19 protein-coding genes are annotated in these 21,509 nt (G+C 61.3%); 4 read left to right on the forward strand and 15 right to left on the reverse strand.

Going from position 1 to position 21,509, the window contains the following annotated elements:
* The first annotated feature begins 15 nt into the window (after positions 1 to 15).
* The 3 genes from zwf to pgl are packed head-to-tail and all read left to right on the forward strand — an operon-like array spanning position 16 to position 3,306.
* Entirely contained in the window at positions 16 to 1,560 is a 1,545-nt protein-coding gene (gene zwf / locus BACI9J_RS10110; protein ID WP_159734255.1) for a glucose-6-phosphate dehydrogenase, read from the forward strand.
* A complete protein-coding gene (locus BACI9J_RS10115) occupies positions 1,557 to 2,498 on the forward strand; it encodes a glucose-6-phosphate dehydrogenase assembly protein OpcA (protein ID WP_026540626.1) in 942 nt (313 codons plus the stop codon). The genes zwf and BACI9J_RS10115 overlap by 4 nt, the downstream gene beginning before the upstream one ends.
* Complete coding sequence (gene pgl / locus BACI9J_RS10120; protein ID WP_159734256.1) at positions 2,488 to 3,306, forward strand: 6-phosphogluconolactonase; 819 nt, start codon at positions 2,488 to 2,490, stop codon at positions 3,304 to 3,306. Before BACI9J_RS10115 ends, pgl begins: the two co-directional genes overlap by 11 nt.
* On the opposite strand, the gene BACI9J_RS10125 is transcribed toward pgl, so the two are convergent.
* From BACI9J_RS10125 to BACI9J_RS10195, 15 genes are all read right to left on the reverse strand, one after another.
* Complete coding sequence (locus tag BACI9J_RS10125; RefSeq protein ID WP_159734257.1) at positions 3,259 to 3,654, reverse strand: RNA polymerase-binding protein RbpA; 396 nt, start codon at positions 3,652 to 3,654, stop codon at positions 3,259 to 3,261. The two genes, pgl and BACI9J_RS10125, sit on opposite strands and share 48 nt — an antisense overlap.
* A gap of 163 nt (positions 3,655 to 3,817) precedes the next feature.
* On the reverse strand, positions 3,818 to 4,075 hold the full coding sequence (gene secG / locus BACI9J_RS10130) for a preprotein translocase subunit SecG (RefSeq protein WP_024821019.1): 258 nt from the start codon (positions 4,073 to 4,075) through the stop codon (positions 3,818 to 3,820).
* Positions 4,076 to 4,111: 36 nt separating this feature from the next.
* Positions 4,112 to 4,927, reverse strand: coding sequence for a triose-phosphate isomerase (gene tpiA, locus BACI9J_RS10135; protein ID WP_159734258.1), 816 nt, complete (start codon positions 4,925 to 4,927; stop codon positions 4,112 to 4,114).
* A gap of 76 nt (positions 4,928 to 5,003) precedes the next feature.
* Positions 5,004 to 6,230: a phosphoglycerate kinase gene (locus BACI9J_RS10140; RefSeq protein ID WP_159734259.1), complete on the reverse strand. Its 1,227-nt coding sequence runs from the start codon at positions 6,228 to 6,230 to the stop codon at positions 5,004 to 5,006.
* Between the two features lie 9 nt (positions 6,231 to 6,239).
* Positions 6,240 to 7,250, reverse strand: a complete 1,011-nt coding sequence (gap, locus tag BACI9J_RS10145; RefSeq protein ID WP_141284130.1) for a type I glyceraldehyde-3-phosphate dehydrogenase — start codon at positions 7,248 to 7,250, stop codon at positions 6,240 to 6,242.
* 271 nt (positions 7,251 to 7,521) lie between these two features.
* Complete coding sequence (locus tag BACI9J_RS10150) at positions 7,522 to 8,145, reverse strand: superoxide dismutase (RefSeq protein WP_159734260.1); 624 nt, start codon at positions 8,143 to 8,145, stop codon at positions 7,522 to 7,524.
* Between the two features lie 174 nt (positions 8,146 to 8,319).
* Positions 8,320 to 9,300, reverse strand: a complete 981-nt coding sequence (gene whiA / locus BACI9J_RS10155) for a DNA-binding protein WhiA (protein WP_017198459.1) — start codon at positions 9,298 to 9,300, stop codon at positions 8,320 to 8,322.
* Between the two features lie 9 nt (positions 9,301 to 9,309).
* The gene (locus tag BACI9J_RS10160) at positions 9,310 to 10,326 is read right to left on the reverse strand and encodes a gluconeogenesis factor YvcK family protein (protein ID WP_159734261.1); all 1,017 of its coding nucleotides are present in this window, start codon (positions 10,324 to 10,326) and stop codon (positions 9,310 to 9,312) included.
* Positions 10,326 to 11,249 (reverse strand): RNase adapter RapZ, encoded by a 924-nt coding sequence (rapZ, locus tag BACI9J_RS10165; protein WP_159734262.1) that lies wholly within the window; start codon positions 11,247 to 11,249, stop codon positions 10,326 to 10,328. The genes BACI9J_RS10160 and rapZ overlap by 1 nt, the downstream gene beginning before the upstream one ends.
* A gap of 134 nt (positions 11,250 to 11,383) precedes the next feature.
* Positions 11,384 to 13,399, reverse strand: coding sequence for an excinuclease ABC subunit UvrC (uvrC, locus tag BACI9J_RS10170; protein WP_159734263.1), 2,016 nt, complete (start codon positions 13,397 to 13,399; stop codon positions 11,384 to 11,386).
* A gap of 82 nt (positions 13,400 to 13,481) precedes the next feature.
* On the reverse strand, positions 13,482 to 14,150 hold the full coding sequence (locus BACI9J_RS10175; RefSeq protein WP_142939241.1) for a lysophospholipid acyltransferase family protein: 669 nt from the start codon (positions 14,148 to 14,150) through the stop codon (positions 13,482 to 13,484).
* On the reverse strand, positions 14,137 to 14,853 hold the full coding sequence (locus BACI9J_RS10180) for an HAD hydrolase-like protein (RefSeq protein WP_159734264.1): 717 nt from the start codon (positions 14,851 to 14,853) through the stop codon (positions 14,137 to 14,139). Before BACI9J_RS10180 ends, BACI9J_RS10175 begins: the two co-directional genes overlap by 14 nt.
* Positions 14,854 to 14,964: 111 nt before the next feature.
* Positions 14,965 to 17,892 carry an excinuclease ABC subunit UvrA gene (gene uvrA, locus BACI9J_RS10185; RefSeq protein ID WP_159734265.1) on the reverse strand — a complete coding sequence of 976 codons (2,928 nt, stop codon included), beginning with the start codon at positions 17,890 to 17,892 and terminating at the stop codon, positions 14,965 to 14,967.
* A gap of 65 nt (positions 17,893 to 17,957) precedes the next feature.
* Positions 17,958 to 18,338 (reverse strand): GntR family transcriptional regulator, encoded by a 381-nt coding sequence (locus BACI9J_RS10190; RefSeq protein ID WP_159734266.1) that lies wholly within the window; start codon positions 18,336 to 18,338, stop codon positions 17,958 to 17,960.
* A gap of 154 nt (positions 18,339 to 18,492) precedes the next feature.
* A complete protein-coding gene (locus tag BACI9J_RS10195) occupies positions 18,493 to 19,302 on the reverse strand; it encodes a trans-aconitate 2-methyltransferase (protein WP_159734267.1) in 810 nt (269 codons plus the stop codon).
* A gap of 71 nt (positions 19,303 to 19,373) precedes the next feature.
* Here BACI9J_RS10195 and BACI9J_RS10200 point away from each other — a divergent pair.
* On the forward strand, positions 19,374 to 21,509 hold a 2,136-nt coding region (locus BACI9J_RS10200), incomplete at its 3' end, for a DEAD/DEAH box helicase (protein ID WP_236558645.1).

Here is a 21,509-nt window from a genome sequence, read left to right on the forward strand (position 1 = left end):
GGCACAGAACCAGACATGCCAGAAACTAGGAACGGCACTGCCCGGAATCCTTTGCGGGATCCGCGGGACCGGCGCCTGAACCGCATTGCCGGGCCGTCGTCGTTGGTGTTCTTCGGAGTTACCGGTGACCTCGCCCGTAAGAAGCTCATGCCGGCGGTCTATGACCTCGCCAACCGTGGTCTGCTCCCTCCGAGTTTTGCCTTGGTGGGTTTCGGACGTCGTGATTGGGACAACGCTGAATTCGCCGCTGAGGTGAAGGAAAACGTCAAGGCTCATGCACGGACGAAGTTCGATGAAGCGGTGTGGGAGCAGTTGGCTTCGGGTATCCGTTTTGTTCAGGGCGAGTTCGACGACGACGACGCTTTCGAGCGCCTCGGTGATGTCCTGGATGAGCTGGACGAAACCCGGGGTACCCGGGGGAATCATGGATTCTACTTGTCCATCCCGCCCAAGGCGTTCGAGCAGGTTTGTCGTCAGTTGTCCAAGCACGGTCTGGCGCAGGCGAAGCCGGGCCAGTGGCGGCGAGTGGTGATCGAGAAGCCGTTCGGCCATGACCTTGAGTCTGCCCGTCAGCTCAATGACATTGTGGAATCGGTGTTCCCGGCTGATGCGGTGTTCAGGATCGACCATTACCTGGGTAAGGAGACGGTGCAGAACATCCTGGCGTTGCGTTTCGCGAACCAGTTGTTCGAACCGCTCTGGAACGCCAATTACGTGGACCACGTCCAGATCACCATGGCCGAGGACATCGGTACGGGCGGGCGTGCAGGCTATTACGACGGCGTGGGTGCTGCCCGTGACGTCCTGCAGAACCATCTGCTGCAGTTGCTGGCGCTGACGGCCATGGAAGAGCCCATTTCCTTCAATGCCGATGATTTGCGGGCGGAGAAGGAAAAGGTCCTCGCTGCGGTCAAGCTGCCCGATGACCTGTCCACGCATTCGGCGCGTGGTCAGTTCACCGGCGGCTGGCAGGGCGGTGAGGAAGTCCTCGGGTATTTGGACGAGGACGGTATTCCTGCTGATTCGAAGACGGAGACGTTTGCTGCGATCCGGGTGGATATCAATACCCGCCGGTGGAACGGTGTGCCGTTCTATCTGCGCGCCGGTAAGCGGCTGGGCCGCCGCGTGACGGAGATCGCGGTGGTGTTCAAGCGTGCACCGAATCTGTTGTTCCGTGATCATGGTGAGGATGACTTCGGCCAGAACGCCGTGGTGATCCGTGTCCAGCCCGATGAGGGTGCCACAATTCGTTTGGGTTCGAAGGTTCCGGGCACGCAGATGGAAGTCCGTGATGTGACCATGGACTTCGGCTACGGTCACTCCTTTACCGAGTCCAGTCCCGAAGCTTATGAGCGGCTGATCCTGGATGTGCTCTTGGGCGAGCCGCCGCTGTTCCCGCGCCACCAGGAAGTGGAGTTGTCCTGGAAGATCCTTGATCCGTTCGAGGAATACTGGGCCGGCCTGGATGAACAACCGCAACCCTACGCGCCCGGCAGTTGGGGTCCGGCTTCGGCCGATGCCCTGCTGGCCCGTGACGGACGAACCTGGAGAAGGCCATGATTGTAGATCTTCCCGATACCACTACTTCAAAGATCTCCAAGAAGATCATGTCCCTGCGCGAGCAAGGCGGCGTGATCGCTTTGGGTCGCGTACTGACGTTGGTGGTGGTGACCAAGTCCGGGCAGGAAGAAGAAGCCATCGAGGCAGCCAATGAAGCCAGCAGGGAACACCCCTGCCGGATCATTGTCCTGGCCGACGCCGGCGTTGAAGGACCGGACCGCCTCGACGCCCAGATCCGGGTAGGCGGCGACGCCGGCGCATCCGAAGTCATCGTCCTGCGCGGCCACGGGCACATGGCACACGAGAGCGAATCACTGGTGGCCGCGTTGCTGCTGCCCGATGCCCCGATCGTGGCTTGGTGGCCGCACGGCGCCCCGGAAAGCGCCTGTGAGACCTCCATTGGCCGGATCGCTCACCGACGCATCACCGATTCAGCCAACGAACCGGACCCGCGCCTGGCGCTGGAGAACATCCGCGCAACGTACAAGGCCGGGGACACCGACCTCGCCTGGACCCGCCTGACCAACTGGCGCATGCAACTCGCCGCGGTTTTCGACCAGGTTGACAGTGACCCTGTATCCGCCGTAGCCGTTGAAGGGGCTTCCGACTCCCCCAGCACCCTGCTCCTGGCCGCCTGGCTCAGCTTGGCACTGGAAGCGCCCGTGACGATTGTGGCTGACCCTGCAGGTACCGGCATCCGTCGGGTCCGTCTGACGCGCGCCAGCGGAGACGTTCAGCTCTTCCGTCCCGGTTTGTCCGTTGCGGAACTGACCCAACCAGGGCAGCCTGCGCAGCGCATCACACTCCCCCGGCGAAGCCTCAAGGACTGCCTCGCCGAAGAACTTCGAAGGCTCGACCCCGACGAAGTCTTCGGAGAAGTGATTACGATGGGACTTCCACTAACCAGCCAGAGGAGAGTCCAGACCAGTGCACGCTGAGCCAAGAGTAAGCATCCACCCCGACTCGAAAGTGCTGATGGCCGCAATTGCGGCGCGCCTCATCACCAAGCTTGTGGATGTCCAGGACAAGCACGGCGAGGCCACGGTGGTCCTCACCGGCGGAACCGTTGGCATCGGAACGCTGAAAGCTGTGGCCGATTCCGCCGCGGCACCCGCCGTCGATTGGTCGAGGGTTAACTTCTGGTGGGGTGACGAGCGATTTGTGTCTGCGGACAGTGAAGACAGGAATACCCGGCAGGCCCATCAGGCATTGTTGGCCCATCTGGCGGTCGATCCGGCCCGGGTTCATGAACCCGGTTCCGCCGACGCGTATGCCACAGCGGACGAAGCAGCAGCTGCATACGCTGAGGAACTCAAGGCAGCCGCCGAGGCTGAGCACGCAGCGGACACGTCCGACACCAGGCCTGAGCAGCCCGGCATACTGCCGCGCTTTGACATCCTGCTGCTTGGCGTAGGACCCGACGCGCACGTCGCGTCCCTCTTTCCGGAGCAAGCCGGAATCCGCGAGAAGACCCGGACTGTGGTGGGCGTAGAGAACTCGCCAAAACCGCCGTCGTCGCGGATCTCTTTGACGCTTCCAGCGATCAATACCGCCCAGGAAATTTGGATGGTTGTTGCCGGCGAGGACAAAGCAGGAGCAGTGGGCCTGGCCCTGGCAGGTGCCAACCCCGTCCAGGTTCCTGCAGCTGGTCCTGTTGGGCGTGCAAGGACGTTGTGGCTTATTGACGAGAATGCGGCGTCACGAGTCCCCCAGCAGTTGGTCCGGAAGGACCCCGCGGGCGCGTAACCGATCCAGCGCTCCAGCCAGGACTACTTCGGCGTCCTGGCTGGAGCGTCTTTCTTTAACGTAATCCAGGTGCGATTTGAAGACCTCGTCCTCGGGCCTTGTTGGGGCGGGATTGCCTGCATCCCGTGTTGCGGGGGCGCCGCATTTGGGGCAATCCCACGTCTTGGGTATCTGTTCGTCCGGGAGTTTCAGAAAGACAAGCCGCGTTTCATGTCCCTTGGCACACCAATAGGGGACGCGAATACGCGGCACTTGTTGTCCGGGACCGTGGTCGCTCTGATGGCGAGGTGTTGAACCTGGGGCTACGCCCACGCGGGTGCCCCGATATCCAGACGTGCCATGAACCATGTTCGAACCCCTCGCGACTCGGTGGTTGGCCGTCACGGCCTGCGGGCCTCACGGCCAACAGGGTCAGTCTAGTGCGAGGTGCCCGACGGCGGCAGTAGCTGTGGGTGGCATGGGCAAAGAAAAAGGGAGGCTCCTTTTACGGAGCCTCCCTTTCGCGGAATGACTAAGAGTCGCCACCCGAGGTAAATCGCATGATCAGGCCCAAGCCGATGATCACGGCTCCCCACGTGATGCCAAGAATGATGGTGAAGCGGTTAAGGTTACGCTCGGCTACGCCGGACGAACTCAATCCCGAGCTCATTCCGCCACCGAACATGTCGGACAAACCGCCGCCACGTCCCTTGTGCAGGAGGATGAGCAGCGTCAGCAGGAGGCTGGTGATGCCCAGCAGTATCTGCAGAATGACTTGAAGAACGTCCACGACGGCCTTTCGAAGAAGCGGAAAACGGGAGCCGGACTAGTCCGTGACGAGGTGGCTCTCGAACCTGACAATGTTAGCAAACTCGGCGGGGTCCAGGCTGGCGCCACCCACAAGCAATCCGTCTACATCGCTTTCAGCCATGATGGCTGCAGCATTGTTGGCCTTGACGGAACCACCATACAAAAGGCGGGTCTTCGCTGCGACGCTTTGGTCGAAGAGTTCGGCCAGCTCGGCACGGATGGCAGCGCACATTTCCTGGGCGTCTTCGGGCCCTGCGACTTCGCCCGTACCGATCGCCCAGACGGGCTCGTAAGCAACCACAAGTTCGGATGCCTGCTCAGCGGTGAGTCCTTCTACTCCGGCGCGCAGCTGGGCCAGTGTGTGCTCTACGTGGGTCCCGGCCTGACGGACTTCAAGACCCTCGCCGACACAAAGAACCGGAGTGACCCCGTGACGGAAAGCAGCCTTGACCTTGGCATTCAAGACTGCGTCGGACTCGTTGTGAATGGTACGGCGTTCGCTGTGGCCCACCAGGACGTAGGCACAACCCAACTTGCTCAGGAACTGTCCGGAAATGTCACCTGTGTAGGCGCCGGAATCGAACTGGGAAAGGTCCTGGCCGCCGTAGACAACTTCCAGCTCGTCACCCTGGACCAGGGTTTGGACGCCCCGGAGGTCGGTGAACGGAGGGAAGACGGCCACCTCTGCACGGCTGTAATCGTGCTTGGCATCGGACAGTGTCCAGGCCAGCTTCTGCAGCAACGTGATGCCCTGGACGTGGTCCATGTTCATCTTCCAGTTGCCGGCGATGAAGGGTTTGCGGACGAAATTGCCATTGGCAGAGGTAGTCACATGAACTCCAAAGAAATGCGTTGAGAAATGGAACGGCCGGCAGGACGCAGGTGGCGCCCTGCCGGCCGGTTGATGCTTAGCGGTCCAGGACGCTCAGGCCGGGAAGTTCCTTGCCTTCAAGGTATTCCAGGCTGGCGCCGCCCCCGGTGGAGATATGGCCGAACTGGGAATCCTCGAAACCGAGGGTGCGAACGGCTGCTGCGGAGTCTCCGCCGCCAACCACCGTGAAGGCAACCGTATCCGTCAAGGCCTGCGCAATGGCGCGCGTACCACTGGCGAAGGCTTCGAACTCGAAGACACCCATGGGGCCGTTCCAGAACACGGTCTTTGCCCCTTCGATCTGGGCTGCGAATGCAGATGCTGATTCCGGGCCGATATCAAGGCCGATTCCGGAAGCACCGAAACGGCTGTCTTCAATCGCGTCTGCCTTGACGACCTCATGCTCAGCATCGGCAGCGAAACGGCTGGCGACCACTACGTCTGTGGGGATCACGAAGGAGGTACCCGCATCGGATGCGCGCTTGAGGTAATCCTGGACGACAGGAATCTGGTCTTGCTCGAGGAGACTGCCCGCAACCTTGTGTCCGGCTGCTGCCAGGAAGGTGAAAAGCATACCGCCGCCCACCAGGATGGTGTCAGCCTTGCCCAGCAGGTTGTCAATGACAGCCAGCTTGTCTGAAACCTTGGAGCCGCCAAGAACAACGACGTAAGGGCGCTGAGTATCCGTGGTGAGTTTCCGGAGAACCTCAACTTCGGTGTGGACAAGATCGCCCAGATATGACGGCAACCGGGTCGCGACGTCGAATACGCTGGCGTGCTTGCGGTGGACAGCGCCGAAGGCGTCGTCGACGAATGCGCCGTTGCTTCCGGTGAGGGCAACCAGCTCGTCAGCGAAGGCGCCGCGCTCGGCGTCGTCCTTGCTGGTCTCGCGGGCATCGAACCGAACATTTTCCAGGACGAGGACTTCACCGTCCTGGAGGGCGGCTGCAAGCTCCTTGGCGGAGTCCCCCACCGTGTCTTCGGCCAGCTGGACCTTGAAGTCCGCAAGCTCGGCCAGGCGGGCGGCAGCGGGCTTCAGGGAGTACTTGTCCTCGGGGGCACCCTTGGGGCGGCCGAGGTGGGCGGTTACGAGCACACGGGCACCGGCGTCCGAGAGCTTCTTGAGGACCGGAAGGGAGGCCTTGATGCGGCCGTCGTCGGTCACTGCAGAGCCGTCGAGCGGCACATTCAGGTCACTTCTGACCAGAATGTACCGCCCGCGGACACCTTCAGCGATGAGTTCGTTGAGGGTGTGAGATGTCATGTGTCTACCCTAGCCCAGCTTGGATGCGACGAGCTCCGTGAGGTCTACGAGGCGGTTGGAGTAACCCCACTCGTTGTCATACCAGGAAACAACCTTGACCTGGTTGCCGATGACCTTGGTGAGGCCGGAATCGAAGATGGACGAAGCGGGGTCTCCGACGATGTCGGAAGAGACGATCGGGGCGTCGGTGTAGGACAGGATGCCGGCCCACTGCTCGGACTCTGCGGCAGCCTTCACAGCGGCGTTGACTTCCTCGACCGTGACTTCGCGGGAAACAGTGACCGTGAGGTCGGTTGCCGAGCCGGTGGGCACGGGAACACGGATGGCGTAGCCGTCGAGCTTGCCCTTGAGTTCCGGCAGGACCAGGCCGATTGCCTTGGCCGCGCCGGTGGAAGTGGGAACCATGTTGATGGCGGCAGCGCGGGCACGGCGGAGGTCGCCGTGGGGGCCGTCTTGCAGGTTCTGGTCAGCCGTGTAAGCGTGGACCGTGGTCATGAGGCCACGCTCGATGCCGAAGGCGTCGTTGACAACCTTGGCCAGCGGGCCGAGGCAGTTGGTGGTGCAGGACGCGTTGGAGATGATGTTGTGCGCTGCAGGATCGTAAAGATCGTGATTCACGCCCATGACGATCGTGATGTCTTCGTCGCTGGCGGGTGCGGAGATAAGGACCTTCTTGGCTCCGGCGTCGATGTGCTTCTGCGCTGCCGCGGCCTTGGTGAAGAAACCGGTGGATTCGATGACGATGTCGACGCCCAGTTCGCCCCAGGGGAGGTTGGCGGGATCGCGCTCAGCAAGGACCTTGATGGACTTGCCGTCGACTACCAGGTTTCCATCCACAACTTCCACAGTCTGGGCCAGACGGCCGCCCACGGAGTCGTACTTCAGGAGGTGCGCGAGGGTCTCGGGGCTGGTGAGGTCGTTGACTGCCACGATCTCAAGGTCTGCGCCCTGGGCCAGTGCTGCGCGGAAGTAGTTACGGCCGATGCGGCCGAAGCCGTTGATACCAATACGGGTGGTCACTATGTGTCAATCTCCTTGGTGCTCTTGCAAGCACGCCTAGTGAGTCGGATCAAATATTTCCAACTAACAGACCCCGCACGCCGTTGGGCAGAGGTGATTATCAGATCGGAGGGCGACCAGCCACATTGCTGAAGGCTAACCGCCTTCCGTGATCCATCTTACGTTTAACTAAGCCTGCCCCCGCAACTGCGGAGGCAGGCTTTTCAGCATTTCGCCCTAATTCACGCTAAAGGTGACTTTTATTACATCCGCGTGAACCGGATCTCACCACTTAGAGGACGATGAGGCCCGTGGCGTTGGCGCGTGCAGCTTCGAAGCGCTTGGCGACGTCCACCCAGTTGACGATGTTCCAGAATGCCTTGACGTAGTCAGCCTTGACGTTGACGTAGTCCAGGTAGAAGGCGTGCTCCCACATGTCCAGCATCAGCAGCGGGGTGGTGCCCACTGCCACGTTGCCCTGCTGATCGTAAAGCTGTTCGATGAGCAGGTTTCCACCGATGGGCTCGTAAGCCAGGAAAGCCCAACCGGAACCCTGCAGGCCAAGCGCAGCGGCGCTGAACTGTGCACGGAAAGCATCGAAGGAACCAAAGGCGTCATCGATGGCAGCAGCCAGTTCGCCCTCAGGCTTGTCGCCGCCGTCCGGGGAGATGTTGTTCCAGAACACGGAGTGGTTGATGTGACCGCCGGTGTGGAATGCGAGGTCCTTGGAGAGGCGGTTGATGTTGGCGAAATCATTCTTCTCGCGCGCATCGGCCAGCTGGGAGAGGGCGTTGTTGGCGCCTGCAACGTAGGCCGCATGGTGCTTGCTGTGGTGCAGCTCCATGATTTTTGCCGAAATGTGCGGCTCGAGTGCTGCGTAGTCGTAGCCGAGCTCGGGCAGAACGTACTCTGTCACGAAATCCTCCAATGTAGTGGACTGACGTCCGGTTGGTAACTCTCGTTATGTCATCCGGCCAGCGGGCCGGCCGGAAATCCTTGGCGAAGAAGACTGCATCTTGCCTCCACGGGGAACAACCCGCGGTTGCCTTGCAGTATTTCCTCCGCACGTTTTCGATTCTATGGGTGTGAGCTACTCGTCCATCATTTCAGGAGTCACATTTGCCTCCGTGCCCGGGATGCCCAAATCCAACGCGCGTTTGTCTGCCATGGCCAGAAGCCGGCGGATACGTCCCGCTATTGCGTCCTTGGTCATGGGCGGATCGGCGAGGCGGCCCAGTTCATCCAGGCTCGCCTGCTTGTGGGCCACCCGGAGCTCGCCGGCGTATTTGAGGTGGTCCGGGACGTCATCTCCCAGGATCTCCAGAGCACGGTCCACCCGGGCACCCGCTGCTACAGCGGCTTGCGCTGAACGGCGAAGGTTGGCGTCATCAAAGTTGGCAAGCCTGTTGGCTGTGGCCCGGACTTCCTTTCGCATGCGCCGTTCTTCCCACACCATAAGGGCGTCATGGGCGCCCATTCGGGTGAGGAGGGCAGCGATGGTGTCGCCGTCGCGGATGACCACCCGGTCAACACCGCGCACCTCGCGGGCCTTGGCTTGGATCCCCAGGCGGCGGGCTGCACCGACCAGTGCCAGTGCGGATTCAGGTCCGGGACACGTCACTTCAAGGGAGGAGGAGCGTCCCGGTTCCGTCAGTGAACCGTGGGCCAGAAAAGCACCACGCCACACTGCCTCGGCATCGGCTGCCGAACCATTGACGACCGCCGACGGAAGACCCCTGACAGGGCGTCCGCGGCCATCCAGCAAGCCCGTTTGGCGGGCAAGTGCCTCCCCGTCACGGACAACCCGGACAACGTAGCGGCTCCCCCGGCGCAAACCGCCGCCGGAAACAACGATGATTTCGCTCTGATGTCCATAAACTTCGGCGATCGCTGCCCGGAGGCGGCGCGCCGTGGAAGCGAGGTCCACTTCGGCCTCGATGACGATCCGTCCCGAGATAATGTGCAAACCGCCCGCAAAACGAAGCATTGCCGAAACTTCCGCCTTGCGGACCGAAGATTTCTTGATGTCCAGCCGGGACAGTTCGTCCTTGACCGACGCAGTAAGTGCCATCGCGTGTTCCTAACTGTTCCCGAAAATATCGTGGTACGCCGCTGCCAACAGCAGTGGATCATGGACGGGGCGGCGCCTCGACGCCCCTACTCTACCCAACACCACTTCGGCGCCGATCATCGCTGCCGCCTTCTCAAAGGCCTTAAGATCCTGCACGGCGGCAGGATCGGCCAGGACTACGTCCACCGTGAACTCCGGCGCATATCGGCGCAGGACGTCCAGGTGATCCGCTGCCGTCATGCCGGAGGTTTCCTTGGTTTCGACGTCCAGGTTCATGGTGAGGCAGCGTTTGGCGGCCGTGTCCCCCAGTGCGCGCCGAAGCTCAGGCAAGAGCAGATGCGGCAGAACCGATGTGTACCAGGAGCCGGGGCCCAGGATGACCCAATCGGCAAGCTCAATCGCCGTAAGAGCCTCGGTGCAGGCCGGAGCGGCTTCAGGCAGGAGCCTGACCTCTTCCAACTTCCCGGCCACAGCACATTTGGCCTGCCCCCGAACACTCCGCAGTTCATGGCCACCATCCGGCAGCTCCACACGGGTCTTGCCCTCGATGGTGAGCGGAACGCTGGACATGGGAAGCACCTGTCCACGGGCACCCAGCAGGGCTCCTGCCCACTTCAGGCCGGCAACAGTGTCCCCCAACAGTTCCCACAGTGTAACGATGAGCAGATTGCCCATGGCATGGTTGTCCAGCGAACCGCCCTTGGCTGAGCCTGCCTCGAAGCGGTGTTGCATGACGTCACGCCAGGTCCGGCCCCAGTCCGTGTCATCACAGAGGGCACTCAGCGCCATCCGCAGGTCTCCGGGCGGGAGGACGCCGTACTCATCACGCAGGCGCCCGGAGCTGCCGCCGTCGTCAGCCACTGTGACGATCGCCGTCAGCTCGGAGGTGAGCAGCCGCAGAGCGGACAGCGAAGCCGCCAGGCCATGACCCCCTCCGAGGGCCACCACAGACGGGCTCTTCTTTTGCTGGCTGCCGGGAACGCCCTTGGGCGGGATGAGCGGGAGCGGTCCCGTCAGAACCCCCACTATTCGCGTCCCAGGTCGCGGTGGGTGGTGGTCACGGTGACACGAGGGTACTGCGCCAGGCGCTTTGAAAGTTCCATGGTGACAGCCACTGAGCGGTGCTTACCGCCGGTACAACCGACAGCCAGCGTGGCGTAATGCTTGTTTTCCTGGCGGTAACCATCCAACACCGGTTCCAGAGCCCGTACGTAGCGGTCCACAAATTCCTGGACCCCGTCCGCGCCAAGGACGTAGTCGCTGACGTCCTGGTCCAAGCCGGTGTGCGGCCGAAGCTGGGGCACCCAGTGGGGGTTCGGGATAAAGCGGGCGTCCGCTACGAAGTTCGCATCCACCGGCAGCCCATACTTGAAACCAAAGCTCATGACGTTAAGGCGAAGTGTCACTGGCCCCGTATCGCTGAAAAGTTCCGTGATGGCAGTGGCCAGGCCGTGGACGTTGAAGTCCGAGGTGTCCAGCACGACGTCGGCATGTTCGCGCAGTTCGCGCAGGACCTCACGCTCTATCCCGATCCCGTCAAGGATCCTCCCGCCGCCCTGCAAGGGATGCGGGCGGCGGCCCTGCTCGAAACGGCGGACCAGGACGTCGTCGTTGGCGTCCAGGAAAAGTACCCGGAAAGTGATGCCACTGGCACTCAGCGCCCCCAATGCAGTCTGGATGTCTGTGAAGAGGTCCTTGCTGCGAACGTCCACCACTACAGCCAGCTTGGGAATCGACTTGGGCGCATGCGACACAATTTCGGCCAACGTGCCCAGCATCTGCGGAGGAAGATTGTCCACTACGTACCAACCGTGATCCTCCAGGGCGTCAGAGGCGGTGCTGCGTCCGGCACCCGACATGCCGGTTACCACCAGCAACTCCGCTTCTGGTGGCTTGACGGGGGTCAGGCCGTCCTGCTCCGTGCCGGACCCTGCCGTAGCCTCATCCATCAGTTGTCCCCGTTTCGTAGGAAGTGGTCATTGGAAAAAAGATCGTGGTGGCCGCTTGGGGCGCAGTGGAGCAAGCTGCCGGTTACAAGCGCCCGGCAGCACAATTGCGCCGACCGGCCAAGTTCTTACCCTAGCTAAGATTCAAGGATTTCGCCGGTAGTCATGTTCACCGCAGGTGCCGATTCACCTGTATCAGCAGCAACACCAAGGTGCTGCACCACTGCGGCCGCCAGCGCCGGTCCGATTCCCTTGGCTTCCGTCAGCTCTTCCACTGACGCGGCTTTAATCTTTTTGAGCGAGCCAAAGTGTGCCACAAGGGCCTTGCGTTTGGCCTCACCCAAGCCGGGAACGCCGTCCAGGGCCGAAACCGTCATCGCCTTGCCGCGCTTCTGCCGGTGGAACGTAATGGCGAACCGGTGGGCTTCGTCACGGATCCGCTGCAGCAGGTATAGCCCTTGTGACGTTCTGGGCAGGATCACGGGGAAGTCACTGTCAGGCAGCCACACTTCTTCGAGCCTCTTGGCCAGACCCACCACGTACACGTCATCAATGCCCAATTCCGCCAGGGCGCGCGCAGCCGCATTGACCTGCGGCTGCCCGCCGTCCACCACTACGAGGTTGGGCGGGTAGGCGAACTTGGCCTTCGGGGCGGGTACTTCAGCGTCCGACGGCGGAAGGTCGGCGCTGCTTTTGGCGACACTTCGCGTCGGGTTGATGATCTCCCCGGAAACGATGGGGACCTGGGCCGCTTTGTCCGTCAGGTAGTGCCTGAAGCGACGGGTAAGGACGTCGTGCATGGCCGCAGTATCGTCGGAAGCTGCAGGGCCCGTAATGGAAAATTTTCGGTAGTCCGACTTCTTGGGCAGTCCGTCTTCCACCACCACCATGGAAGCCACCACATTGGTCCCCTGGACGTGGGAAATATCGAAGCACTCGATCCTCAGCAGCGGAACCGGAATCTCCAGGGCCTCCTGCAGCTCCTGGAGCGCAAGGGACCGGACGGTAATGTCGCCTGCGCGCCGGGTCTTGTGAAGCTTGAGGGCTTGCTCTGCGTTATCACGCACTGTGGACATCAAAGCGGCCTTGTCACCGCGCTGCGGGACCCGAATGTCAACGCGGGCTCCACGCAAGCCACCCAGCCATTCGGCCAGTTCAGCATGGTTGCTGGGGTTCTGTGGGACCAGTACCTCACGTGGAATACGGCCTTGAACCTCGCTGTCTTCCCCGTACACCTGTTGCAGCAAATGTTCGATGAGCTCCGGCGTCGTGGCGTCCTCTACTTTTTCCACCACCCAGCCGCGTTGCCCGCGGACCCGGCCGCCGCGAACGTGGAACACCTGTACGGAAGCTTCCAGTTCATCCTCGTGGAGGGCAAAGACATCCGCATCGGTATCCTCGGCGAGGACCACGGCGTTGCGCTCAAAGACCTTGCGGAGTGCGATGATGTCGTCCCGGAGCCCGGCAGCCCGCTCATAGTCCAGTTCCGCTACGGCGGCAGACATGTCCTTTTCGAGCCGGCCAATGAAACGTTTGGCTTCCCCGCCCATGAAAGAACAGAAGTCCTCTGCAAGCCCACGGTGCTCATCCGGTGTAACGCGTCCAACGCAGGGTGCCGAACATTTGTCGATATATCCCAGAAGGCAGGGCCTTCCGCTGGACTCGGCCCGCTTGAAGACTCCTGCGCTGCAGCTCCGCACAGGAAAGACCCGTAGGAGTGTGTCCATGGTTTCCCTGATGGCGCCGGCTGTATAGGGGCCGAAGTACCGGGTGCCTTTCCTTCTTTCGCCACGCATTACCTGCACCCTGGGGTACTTCTCACCCATGGTTACGGCAAGGTAGGGATACGTTTTGTCATCCCGGAACACCACATTGAACCGTGGCTTGAATTCCTTGATCCAGGTGTATTCCAACTGCAACGATTCCAGCTCGCTGCCCACCACGGTCCATTCAACGCTGCTGGCCGCGTGGACCATTGCATGGGTCTTGGGGAGAAGACCTGCAGGGTTGGCGAAATATGAATTCAGCCTTGAACGGAGGTTCTTTGCCTTGCCTACATAGATGACCCGTCCATGGGGGTCGCGGAAACGGTAGACGCCCGGGGTGGTGGGAATTTCACCCGTTTGGGGCCGGTAACTTGCTGGATCTGCCACGTTTCCAGTCTAGTGAACCGGAACGACAGTCATTGCCACTGGCTGCATGCTGCGGCCTTCCGGGTACCCTGCGTTCCGAAGATCAGTCGACAGACTTGCTCTGGTTATAGCTGGTGGACCGTTCCTGCCCGCTGAGCACGGCAATGGCATCCATGATCTTGTCAGTGACTTCGCGCCTGGCCGGCAGCGAATGGTCCGGGCCGGTCTTGTCGAAGTAGAGAGGCTCGCCCACCTTCATGGTGAAGTGTTGGGGGCGCACCGCGTTCTTGTCCGCAGGTTGCAGCTTCTCAGTACCGATCAGGCCCACCGGAATAACCGGAGCACCTGTCGTGAGGGCAAGCCAGCCCACTCCCGTCCTGCCGCGGTACAGAATGCCGTCCCGGGACCGGGTGCCCTCAGGGTAAATGCCGATGCCCTTCCCGGACTCCAGGATGTCCAGCAGCGTCTTGAGCGCCTGTACGCTGGCCGCCTGTTCGCCGCGCTCAACGGGAATGGAACCCACAGCCTCGAAGAACGACTTCATCACGGCACCTTTGACGCCCTTGGTGGTGAAATATTCTGCTTTGGCGAAAAAGGCTACAGGGCGGGGCATCAGCGCCTGGACAATGACACTGTCCAGGAAGGAGAGATGGTTGGGGGCAACAATGAACGGTCCATCCTTGGGAACGTTCTCCAGTCCAATGACAGTAGGCCGGCATGTGGAGGAAATCAGGCCACGGGTTGTCCACCGGATCGCATCAAAGACTGCCATCGTTTTGTACCTCGCTCAGGGCTGCCGTACGGACAGCGTCAAGTTCTTCAATTTTGGTGCGCAGTTCAAGGGCGGTACTTACAACGGCCACTGCTCCGGCTTCCTCAAGTTCACCCTCGGATGCGAACCCCCAGCTCACGCCGATGCAGTCCAAGCCGTTGGCCAGGGCGCCAGCGACATCCTGGTGCCGGTCCCCCACCATGACGGCAGGCTGCGAGTGAAGGTCCTTCAATGCGGCACCGACGATCTCAACCTTGCCCGGCGCCGTATTGGCCCCCAGGGATTCGTCGTCTGCGGCCCCACGAATGGAAACAAAGAAGTCAGCAATTTTGTGGTGCTCCAGCACCAGCCGTGCAATGGACTGTGGCTTTTGTGTTGCGACCGCTACGGGCCTGCCGGTCTCAGCGAAGAATTCAAGGAGGTCAAAGATCCCGGGGTACAGCTTGCTCTGGCCAATACCGGTTTCCCTGTAATGGCTCCGGTATCGCTCAATGGTCTCATCCACCAATTCACCGGGGACATTCGCCAAATGCAGAAGGGAATCGCTGAGTTTGGGACCCACCATGGAATTCAGCACGGCTTGTTCCGGAACGGGGAGGTCCATTTCCCGGAGGGCCGCAGAAATGCCTCCTGTGATACCGCCGGCAGGATCGACAAGGGTGCCGTCCAGATCGAATATTACGGGCACCGTTGTTTGAGTCACCGGGTTAGTTTCTCACGAGTAGCGGCATGCCTGAAACTCGCATGCCGCTACCGGAATACTTCCAACGTCCTGAAGATATTCCTGCTGTGGCCTTCAGGGGCCCGTGGATAACTATCCGAGAATCTCAGCCAGGAAGGTCGCCGTGTGGCTCTCAGTGGATTTGGCCACCTGTTCCGGTGTTCCCGTGGCCACGATCTTTCCGCCGCCGGAACCACCGTTGGGGCCAAGATCCACAATCCAGTCCGCGGACTTGATGACGTCAAGGTTGTGTTCAATGGTGATCACGGTGTTGCCCTTGTCCACCAAGCCCTGAAGAACCATGAGCAGCTTCCGGATGTCCTCAAAGTGCAGGCCCGTGGTGGGCTCATCAAGGACGTAGATGCTGCGCCCGTTGGAGCGCTTCTGGAGCTCGGCTGCAAGCTTCACGCGCTGGGCCTCACCGCCCGACAATGTGGTTGCGGGTTGGCCAAGCCTGACGTAGCCAAGGCCCACGTCCACCAGGGTGTTCAAGTGCCGTGCAATGGGGGTGAAGGCAGCGAAGAACTCGGCACCTTCCTCGATGGGCATGTTCAGGACGTCGGCAATGGTCTTGCCCTTGTAGTGAACCTCGAGGGTTTCCCGGTTGTACCTGGCGCCGTGGCACACTTCGCAGGGAACGTAGACATCCGGCAGGAAGTTCATTTCGATCTTCAACGTGCCGTCGCCCGAACAGGCTTCGCAGCGCCCGCCCTTGACGTTGAAGGAGAAGCGACCAGGCTGATAACCGCGGACTTTGGCTTCGGTGGTCTCGGCGAAAAGTTTCCGAATGTTGTCAAAGACGCCGGTGTAGGTGGCAGGGTTGGACCGGGGCGTACGGCCGATGGGGCTTTGATCAACGTGCACCACCTTGTCAAGGTGCTCGAGCCCGGCTACCGTGCGGTGACGTCCGGCAACCTGCTTGGCTCCGTTGAGTTTGTTGGCGAGGACCTTGTAAAGGATCTCGTTTACCAGCGTGGACTTGCCGGAGCCGCTGACGCCGGTTACCGCAGTGAAAAGTCCCAAGGGGAACGTGGCATCAACATTGTTGAGGTTGTTCTCCTTGGCACCTACAACTTTGAGTTCACGCTTTTTGTCATACTTGCGGCGCTTGGTGGGAACGTCAATCTTGCGGCGTCCGGACAGGTAATCACCCGTCAGTGAGTCCGTGTTCTCCAGAAGCTCCTTGTAGGTACCGGAGTGCACCACCTGGCCACCGTGCTCGCCGGCGCCCGGTCCGATGTCCACCACCCAATCGGCCTCGTGGATGGTGTCTTCGTCGTGTTCCACCACGATCAGCGTGTTGCCGAGGTCCCGGAGGCGGGTGAGTGTCTCGATCAGCCGCCGGTTATCGCGCTGGTGCAAGCCAATGGACGGTTCATCCAAAACGTAAAGGACACCCACCAGCCCCGAGCCAATCTGGGTGGCCAATCGGATGCGCTGAGCTTCGCCGCCTGACAGGGTCCCTGAAGGGCGCTCGAGGTTCAGGTACTCCAAACCTACGTCCAGGAGGAAGGTAAGCCGGGCCTGGATTTCCTTCAGGACCTGGTTGGCGATCTGGGCTTCCCTGCTGGTCAGGGTAAGGCTGCCCAGGAACTCCGCGCACTCACGCATGGGCAACGCTGCAACCTCGGCGATCGACTTGCCGTTGATGAGCACCGACAGCGAGGCTGGGTTAAGGCGGGCGCCGTTGCACTCGGGGCAGGGAATCTGGCGCATGTACTCTTCGTACCGGTCGCGTGCCCAGTCGGAGTCTGTTTCCCCATGCTTGCGGTGAACGTACTGGATAGCACCCTCAAAGCCCGTGCTGTACTTACGCTCACGGCCAAAGCGGTTTTTGTACTGAACAACAACCTTGTGGTCCTTGCCGTGGAGGACCGTATTCCGGACCTCCTTGGGCAGTTTCTCCCACGAGGTCTTCATGGAGAAGCCAAGTTCATGTGCCAAGCCTTCAAGGAGCCGATTCCAATACTCCGTAGTGGCCGTGCCGAGGGCCCAAGGTGCTATGGCGCCCTCGCCCAGGGAGAGCTCAGGGTTGGGAACAATCAGTTCTTCATCAACTTCCAACCGGGTACCGATGCCGCTGCAGGCAGAGCAGGCGCCAAAGGGATTGTTGAAGGAGAATGAACGGGGCTCGATCTCATCGATTGCCAGCGGGTGCTCGTTGGGGCATGCCAGGTTCTCTGAGAAGGCGCGGATACGTGCGGGGTCCTCGGCGTCGAGGTCCACGAACTCCACCAGCACGCGGCCCTCGGCGAGACCCAGTGCAGTCTCCACGGAGTCGGTGAGTCGTTGGCTGATCTCGTCCTTGACCACAAGGCGGTCCACCACAACCTCAATGGTGTGCTTGAACTGTTTACCGAGCTTGGGCGGATCGCTGAGCTGAACCAGCTCGCCGTCTACGCGGGCGCGGGAATAGCCCTTGGCCGTCAGTTCCTTGAAGAGATCCACAAATTCGCCCTTGCGGCCCCGAACAACGGGTGCCAGGACCTGGAATCGAGTGCCCGGATCCAGCTCCAGGAGCTGATCCACAATCTGTTGGGGCGTTTGACGGGCGATGGGCTCGCCGCAAACAGGACAATGCGGACGGCCTACACGCGCCCACAACAAACGCATGTAGTCGTAGATTTCGGTGATGGTGCCCACCGTTGAACGCGGATTCTTGCTGGTGGACTTCTGGTCAATGGACACCGCAGGCGACAGGCCCTCGATGAAATCGACATCAGGTTTGTCCACTTGGCCGAGGAACTGGCGTGCGTACGCGGACAGCGACTCCACATAGCGACGCTGGCCTTCAGCGAAGATGGTGTCGAAGGCCAGGGATGACTTGCCGGAACCGGAAAGCCCTGTGAAGACGATCATTGCGTCACGCGGGAGATCAAGATCCACGTTGCGCAAATTATGTTCCCGGGCACCCTTGACCACCAAGCGGGAAAGATCCGGCTTGACGGGTTTGGTATCGGAAAGGGCGGAGACGCCGTTCAAGGCGTCCATGGCGGTATCTTCAGCTAAGGCTTTGGGCACCTACCAATGCTAATCGAAAACTTCTTCGAATTTCCATGTCGTGCCTCACATGCTACTGATCGGTATCAGTGGGCGTCGTAGGCCGCGGCGAGAAGCTGCACGGCCTCGGCGAACGAAGCGCCTTGCGCCTTGGCAGCGGCAGCGTATTCCGCGGCGACACCCGCCAGTGCTCCCCAGCGGTCATCCCGCGCGCAGACTACGGTGCCGTTGCGCCCCCGCGTAGCGACGACTCCGGCTGCCTCCAGTTCCTTGTACGCCCGGGCCACCGTGTGCGGGGCGACGTCCAGCACCCCGGCCAGATTGCGAACCGGAGGAAGCTTGGCGCCAACGGCCAGGACCCCGGCATCCACGAGTTCAATGATCCGCAGTCTCAACTGCTCAAAGAGGGCGACAGCACTGCCGGTGTTGGGGCGCCAGCTTCCCGGAAAATCTCCAGTGGGAGTCACAGGGAACTCCGGTCCGGCGCCGGGTCCACCCGCGGCATCTGTTGTTCGAAGCGTCCATGGTCCATGCCGAGAATTAGACCAGCGACGCCGGGAAGGGACAAGCCGTCACGGCGCGGGAAAGTGAATACTACGTACTGCGATGATTTCTGCCTGTTCATGCCGGCTTGTGGGCTACGGCGAAAATGCGCCGGAACGGAAAGACCGTTCCGTGGCTCGTCGAAGGGTAGGCCTCGCGGAGGAGGGCCGAATATTCGGCTTCGAAATCAGCAGCCTCCTCCGCCGTCAGGGCAGCCAACACCGGACGGAGCCCCGTGCCGCGGACCCACTCAAGGACCGGGTCCTCCCCCTGCAGCACTTGTTGGTAAGTGGTCTCCCAAGCGTCTGCCGCACATCCGGCGTCGAGCATGATCCCCAAGTAGTCCGCAGGGCTGCCCACCACACCATCGTGCCGAAGCACGCCGCTCAACCGCCCGGACCACTCGCTGGATTCGGCCAATTGGCGCATAAGCGTATGGGAAGGGGAGGTGAAGTTGCCCGGAACCTGCATGGCAAACCACGCGCCTGGCTTGAGGTGGCGAAGCCAGCCGGCCAGCATTTCCTGATGCCCGGGCACCCATTGGAGGGCGGCATTGGTGACCACCACGTCAGTATCTGCGTCCGGATACCACTCCGCGATGTCACCTTGCTCAAAGGTCAACCCGCCGGGCTGTTGTTCGTGCGAGTGCTGAGGAAGTGCCTGGCGCCGAAGGGAATCCGCCTTGCGCAGCATGTCCTCCGAGGAGTCAATGCCCACAACCCTGGCCATTGGCCAGCGGTCAGCCAGAGTGGCGGTCAGGTTCCCTGGCCCGCAGCCAAGGTCAACCACCTTCCCGGGTTCCACGGAACGCACCCTTGCGACGAGGTCATGGAATGGCCGGTCGCGATGGTTGCCGAACTCCACGTATTTGGACGGATCCCACTTCATTGAAAGCCTCCTTGGGTCTGGCATCCCTGCTGGGCTGAGCCTAAACCGTGCGGGCACTAAGCTGGAAACCAATGAAACTTCTTGAGCAGCTTCCCGGTTCCACCGCAACAGGTCCCTTGGACGCGGACGAAATCTACACACGGTTCGTGGAGTGGACTGAGGGCCGCGGGCTGCAGCTATACCCTGCGCAGGACGAGGCCATCATGGAACTCGCCTCCGGCGCCAACGTCATCCTTGCCACACCCACAGGATCCGGTAAGTCGCTGGTAGCAATCGCAGCGCACTTCGAGGCCATGGCGCGGGGCCAGCGGAGCTATTACACCGCGCCGATCAAGGCTCTGGTCTCCGAAAAGTTCTTTGCCCTTTGCGAGATCTTTGGTGCAGAAAACGTTGGCATGATTACCGGCGATTCCGGGGTGAACCAGGACGCGCCCATCATTTGCTGCACGGCGGAAATCCTCGCCAACATTGCACTCCGTGAAGGCTCTTCGGCCGAGCTTGGTTCCGTGATCATGGACGAGTTCCACTTCTATTCCGACCCGCAGCGCGGCTGGGCATGGCAAGTGCCGCTCCTGGAACTTCCGCAGGCACAGTTCCTTCTGATGTCGGCCACTCTGGGTGATGTCTCCCGGTTCGAGACCGGCCTGACAGAGTTGACCGGGCGGAGCACCACGACTGTGAGTTCGGCGGAGCGTCCCATTCCGCTGCATTACTACTACCACCTCACCCCTGTTCACGAGACGCTGGAAGAACTGCTCTCCACCAAGCAGGTCCCCGTTTATGTGGTTCACTTCAGCCAGGCGGAAGCCATTGAGCGTGCCCAGAACCTCATGAGCATCAACATGTGCAGCCGTGCCGAAAAGGACAGGATCGCCGAGCTGATTGCCGGATTCAGGTTCGCCGCCGGCTTCGGCAAGACGTTGAACAGGCTTGTCCGCCACGGCATTGGCGTCCACCACGCGGGCATGCTGCCCAAGTACCGCCGCTTGGTGGAACAGCTCGCCCAGGCCGGCCTCCTCAAAGTCATCTGCGGAACCGATACTTTGGGAGTGGGCATCAACGTGCCCATCCGGACAGTGCTGCTGACTGCCTTGAGCAAGTACGACGGCGTACGCACCAGGTCACTGAACTCGCGCGAGTTCCACCAGATTGCGGGCCGTGCGGGCCGTGCCGGGTACGACACCGCCGGGACTGTGGTGGTGCAGGCCCCGGATCACGTGGTGGAAAACACCAAGGCCATGGCCAAGGCCACCGCCAAATTTGGCGACGACCAGAAGAAACTGCGCCAGGTCGTCAAGAAAAAGCCGCCGGAAGGGTTTGTGTCCTGGGGCGAGCCCACCTTCAAACGGCTCGTCGAGTCTGTTCCAGAGCCCCTGACGTCCAGTTTCACAGTGACCCACGCGATGCTGCTGAACCTGATGGAACGGCCAGGCGACCCCTTCCAAGCGACCCGACGGTTGCTGAGTGAGAACCATGAGAGCCGCCCTGCGCAGCTCCGGCTGATGAAGAAAGCCTTAGGGATCTACCGGGAATTGTTGGCCGCGGGTGTGGTGGAACGCATTCCGGACGACGAACAGGAGGCAGAGGGACGCTCGGTGCGGCTGACTGTGCATTTGCAGGCAAACTTTGCCCTCAACCAGCCCCTCTCCCCCTTTGCCCTTGCCGCCTTGGAACTCCTTGATCCCGAGTCTCCGTCCTACGCCTTGGATGTAGTCTCCGTCATTGAGTCCACGCTTGAGAAGCCTCGCCAGATTCTCTCGGCCCAGCAGAAGAAGGCAAGAGGCGAGGCAGTCGCCGCCATGAAGGCAGACGGTATTGAGTATGACCAGCGCATGGCCATGCTGGACGAAGTTACCTACCCCATGCCCTTGGCGGAAATTCTTGGCGAGGCGTTCGAGGTTTACCGCAAAGCAGCCCCTTGGGTGGGTGACTTTGAGCTTGCTCCGAAATCGATCATTCGGGATATGTACGAGCGTGCCATGAACTTTGGCGAGTTTGTGCAGTTCTATGGATTGGCCCGCTCCGAGGGCATTGTCCTGCGCTACCTTGCCGATGGCTTCCGTGCGCTGAGGCAGACTGTTCCCCAGGATTCCCTTCGCGAGGACCTTGAGGACCTGATTGCCTGGTTGGGCGAACTGGTGCGCCAAGTGGACTCCAGCCTGCTGGACGAGTGGGAGGAACTAACATCAGGTCTTGCCCCCACCCCC

It is taken from the genome of Arthrobacter sp. 9V, assembly GCF_902506065.1.
Taxonomy (GTDB): Bacteria; Actinomycetota; Actinomycetes; order Actinomycetales; family Micrococcaceae; genus Arthrobacter.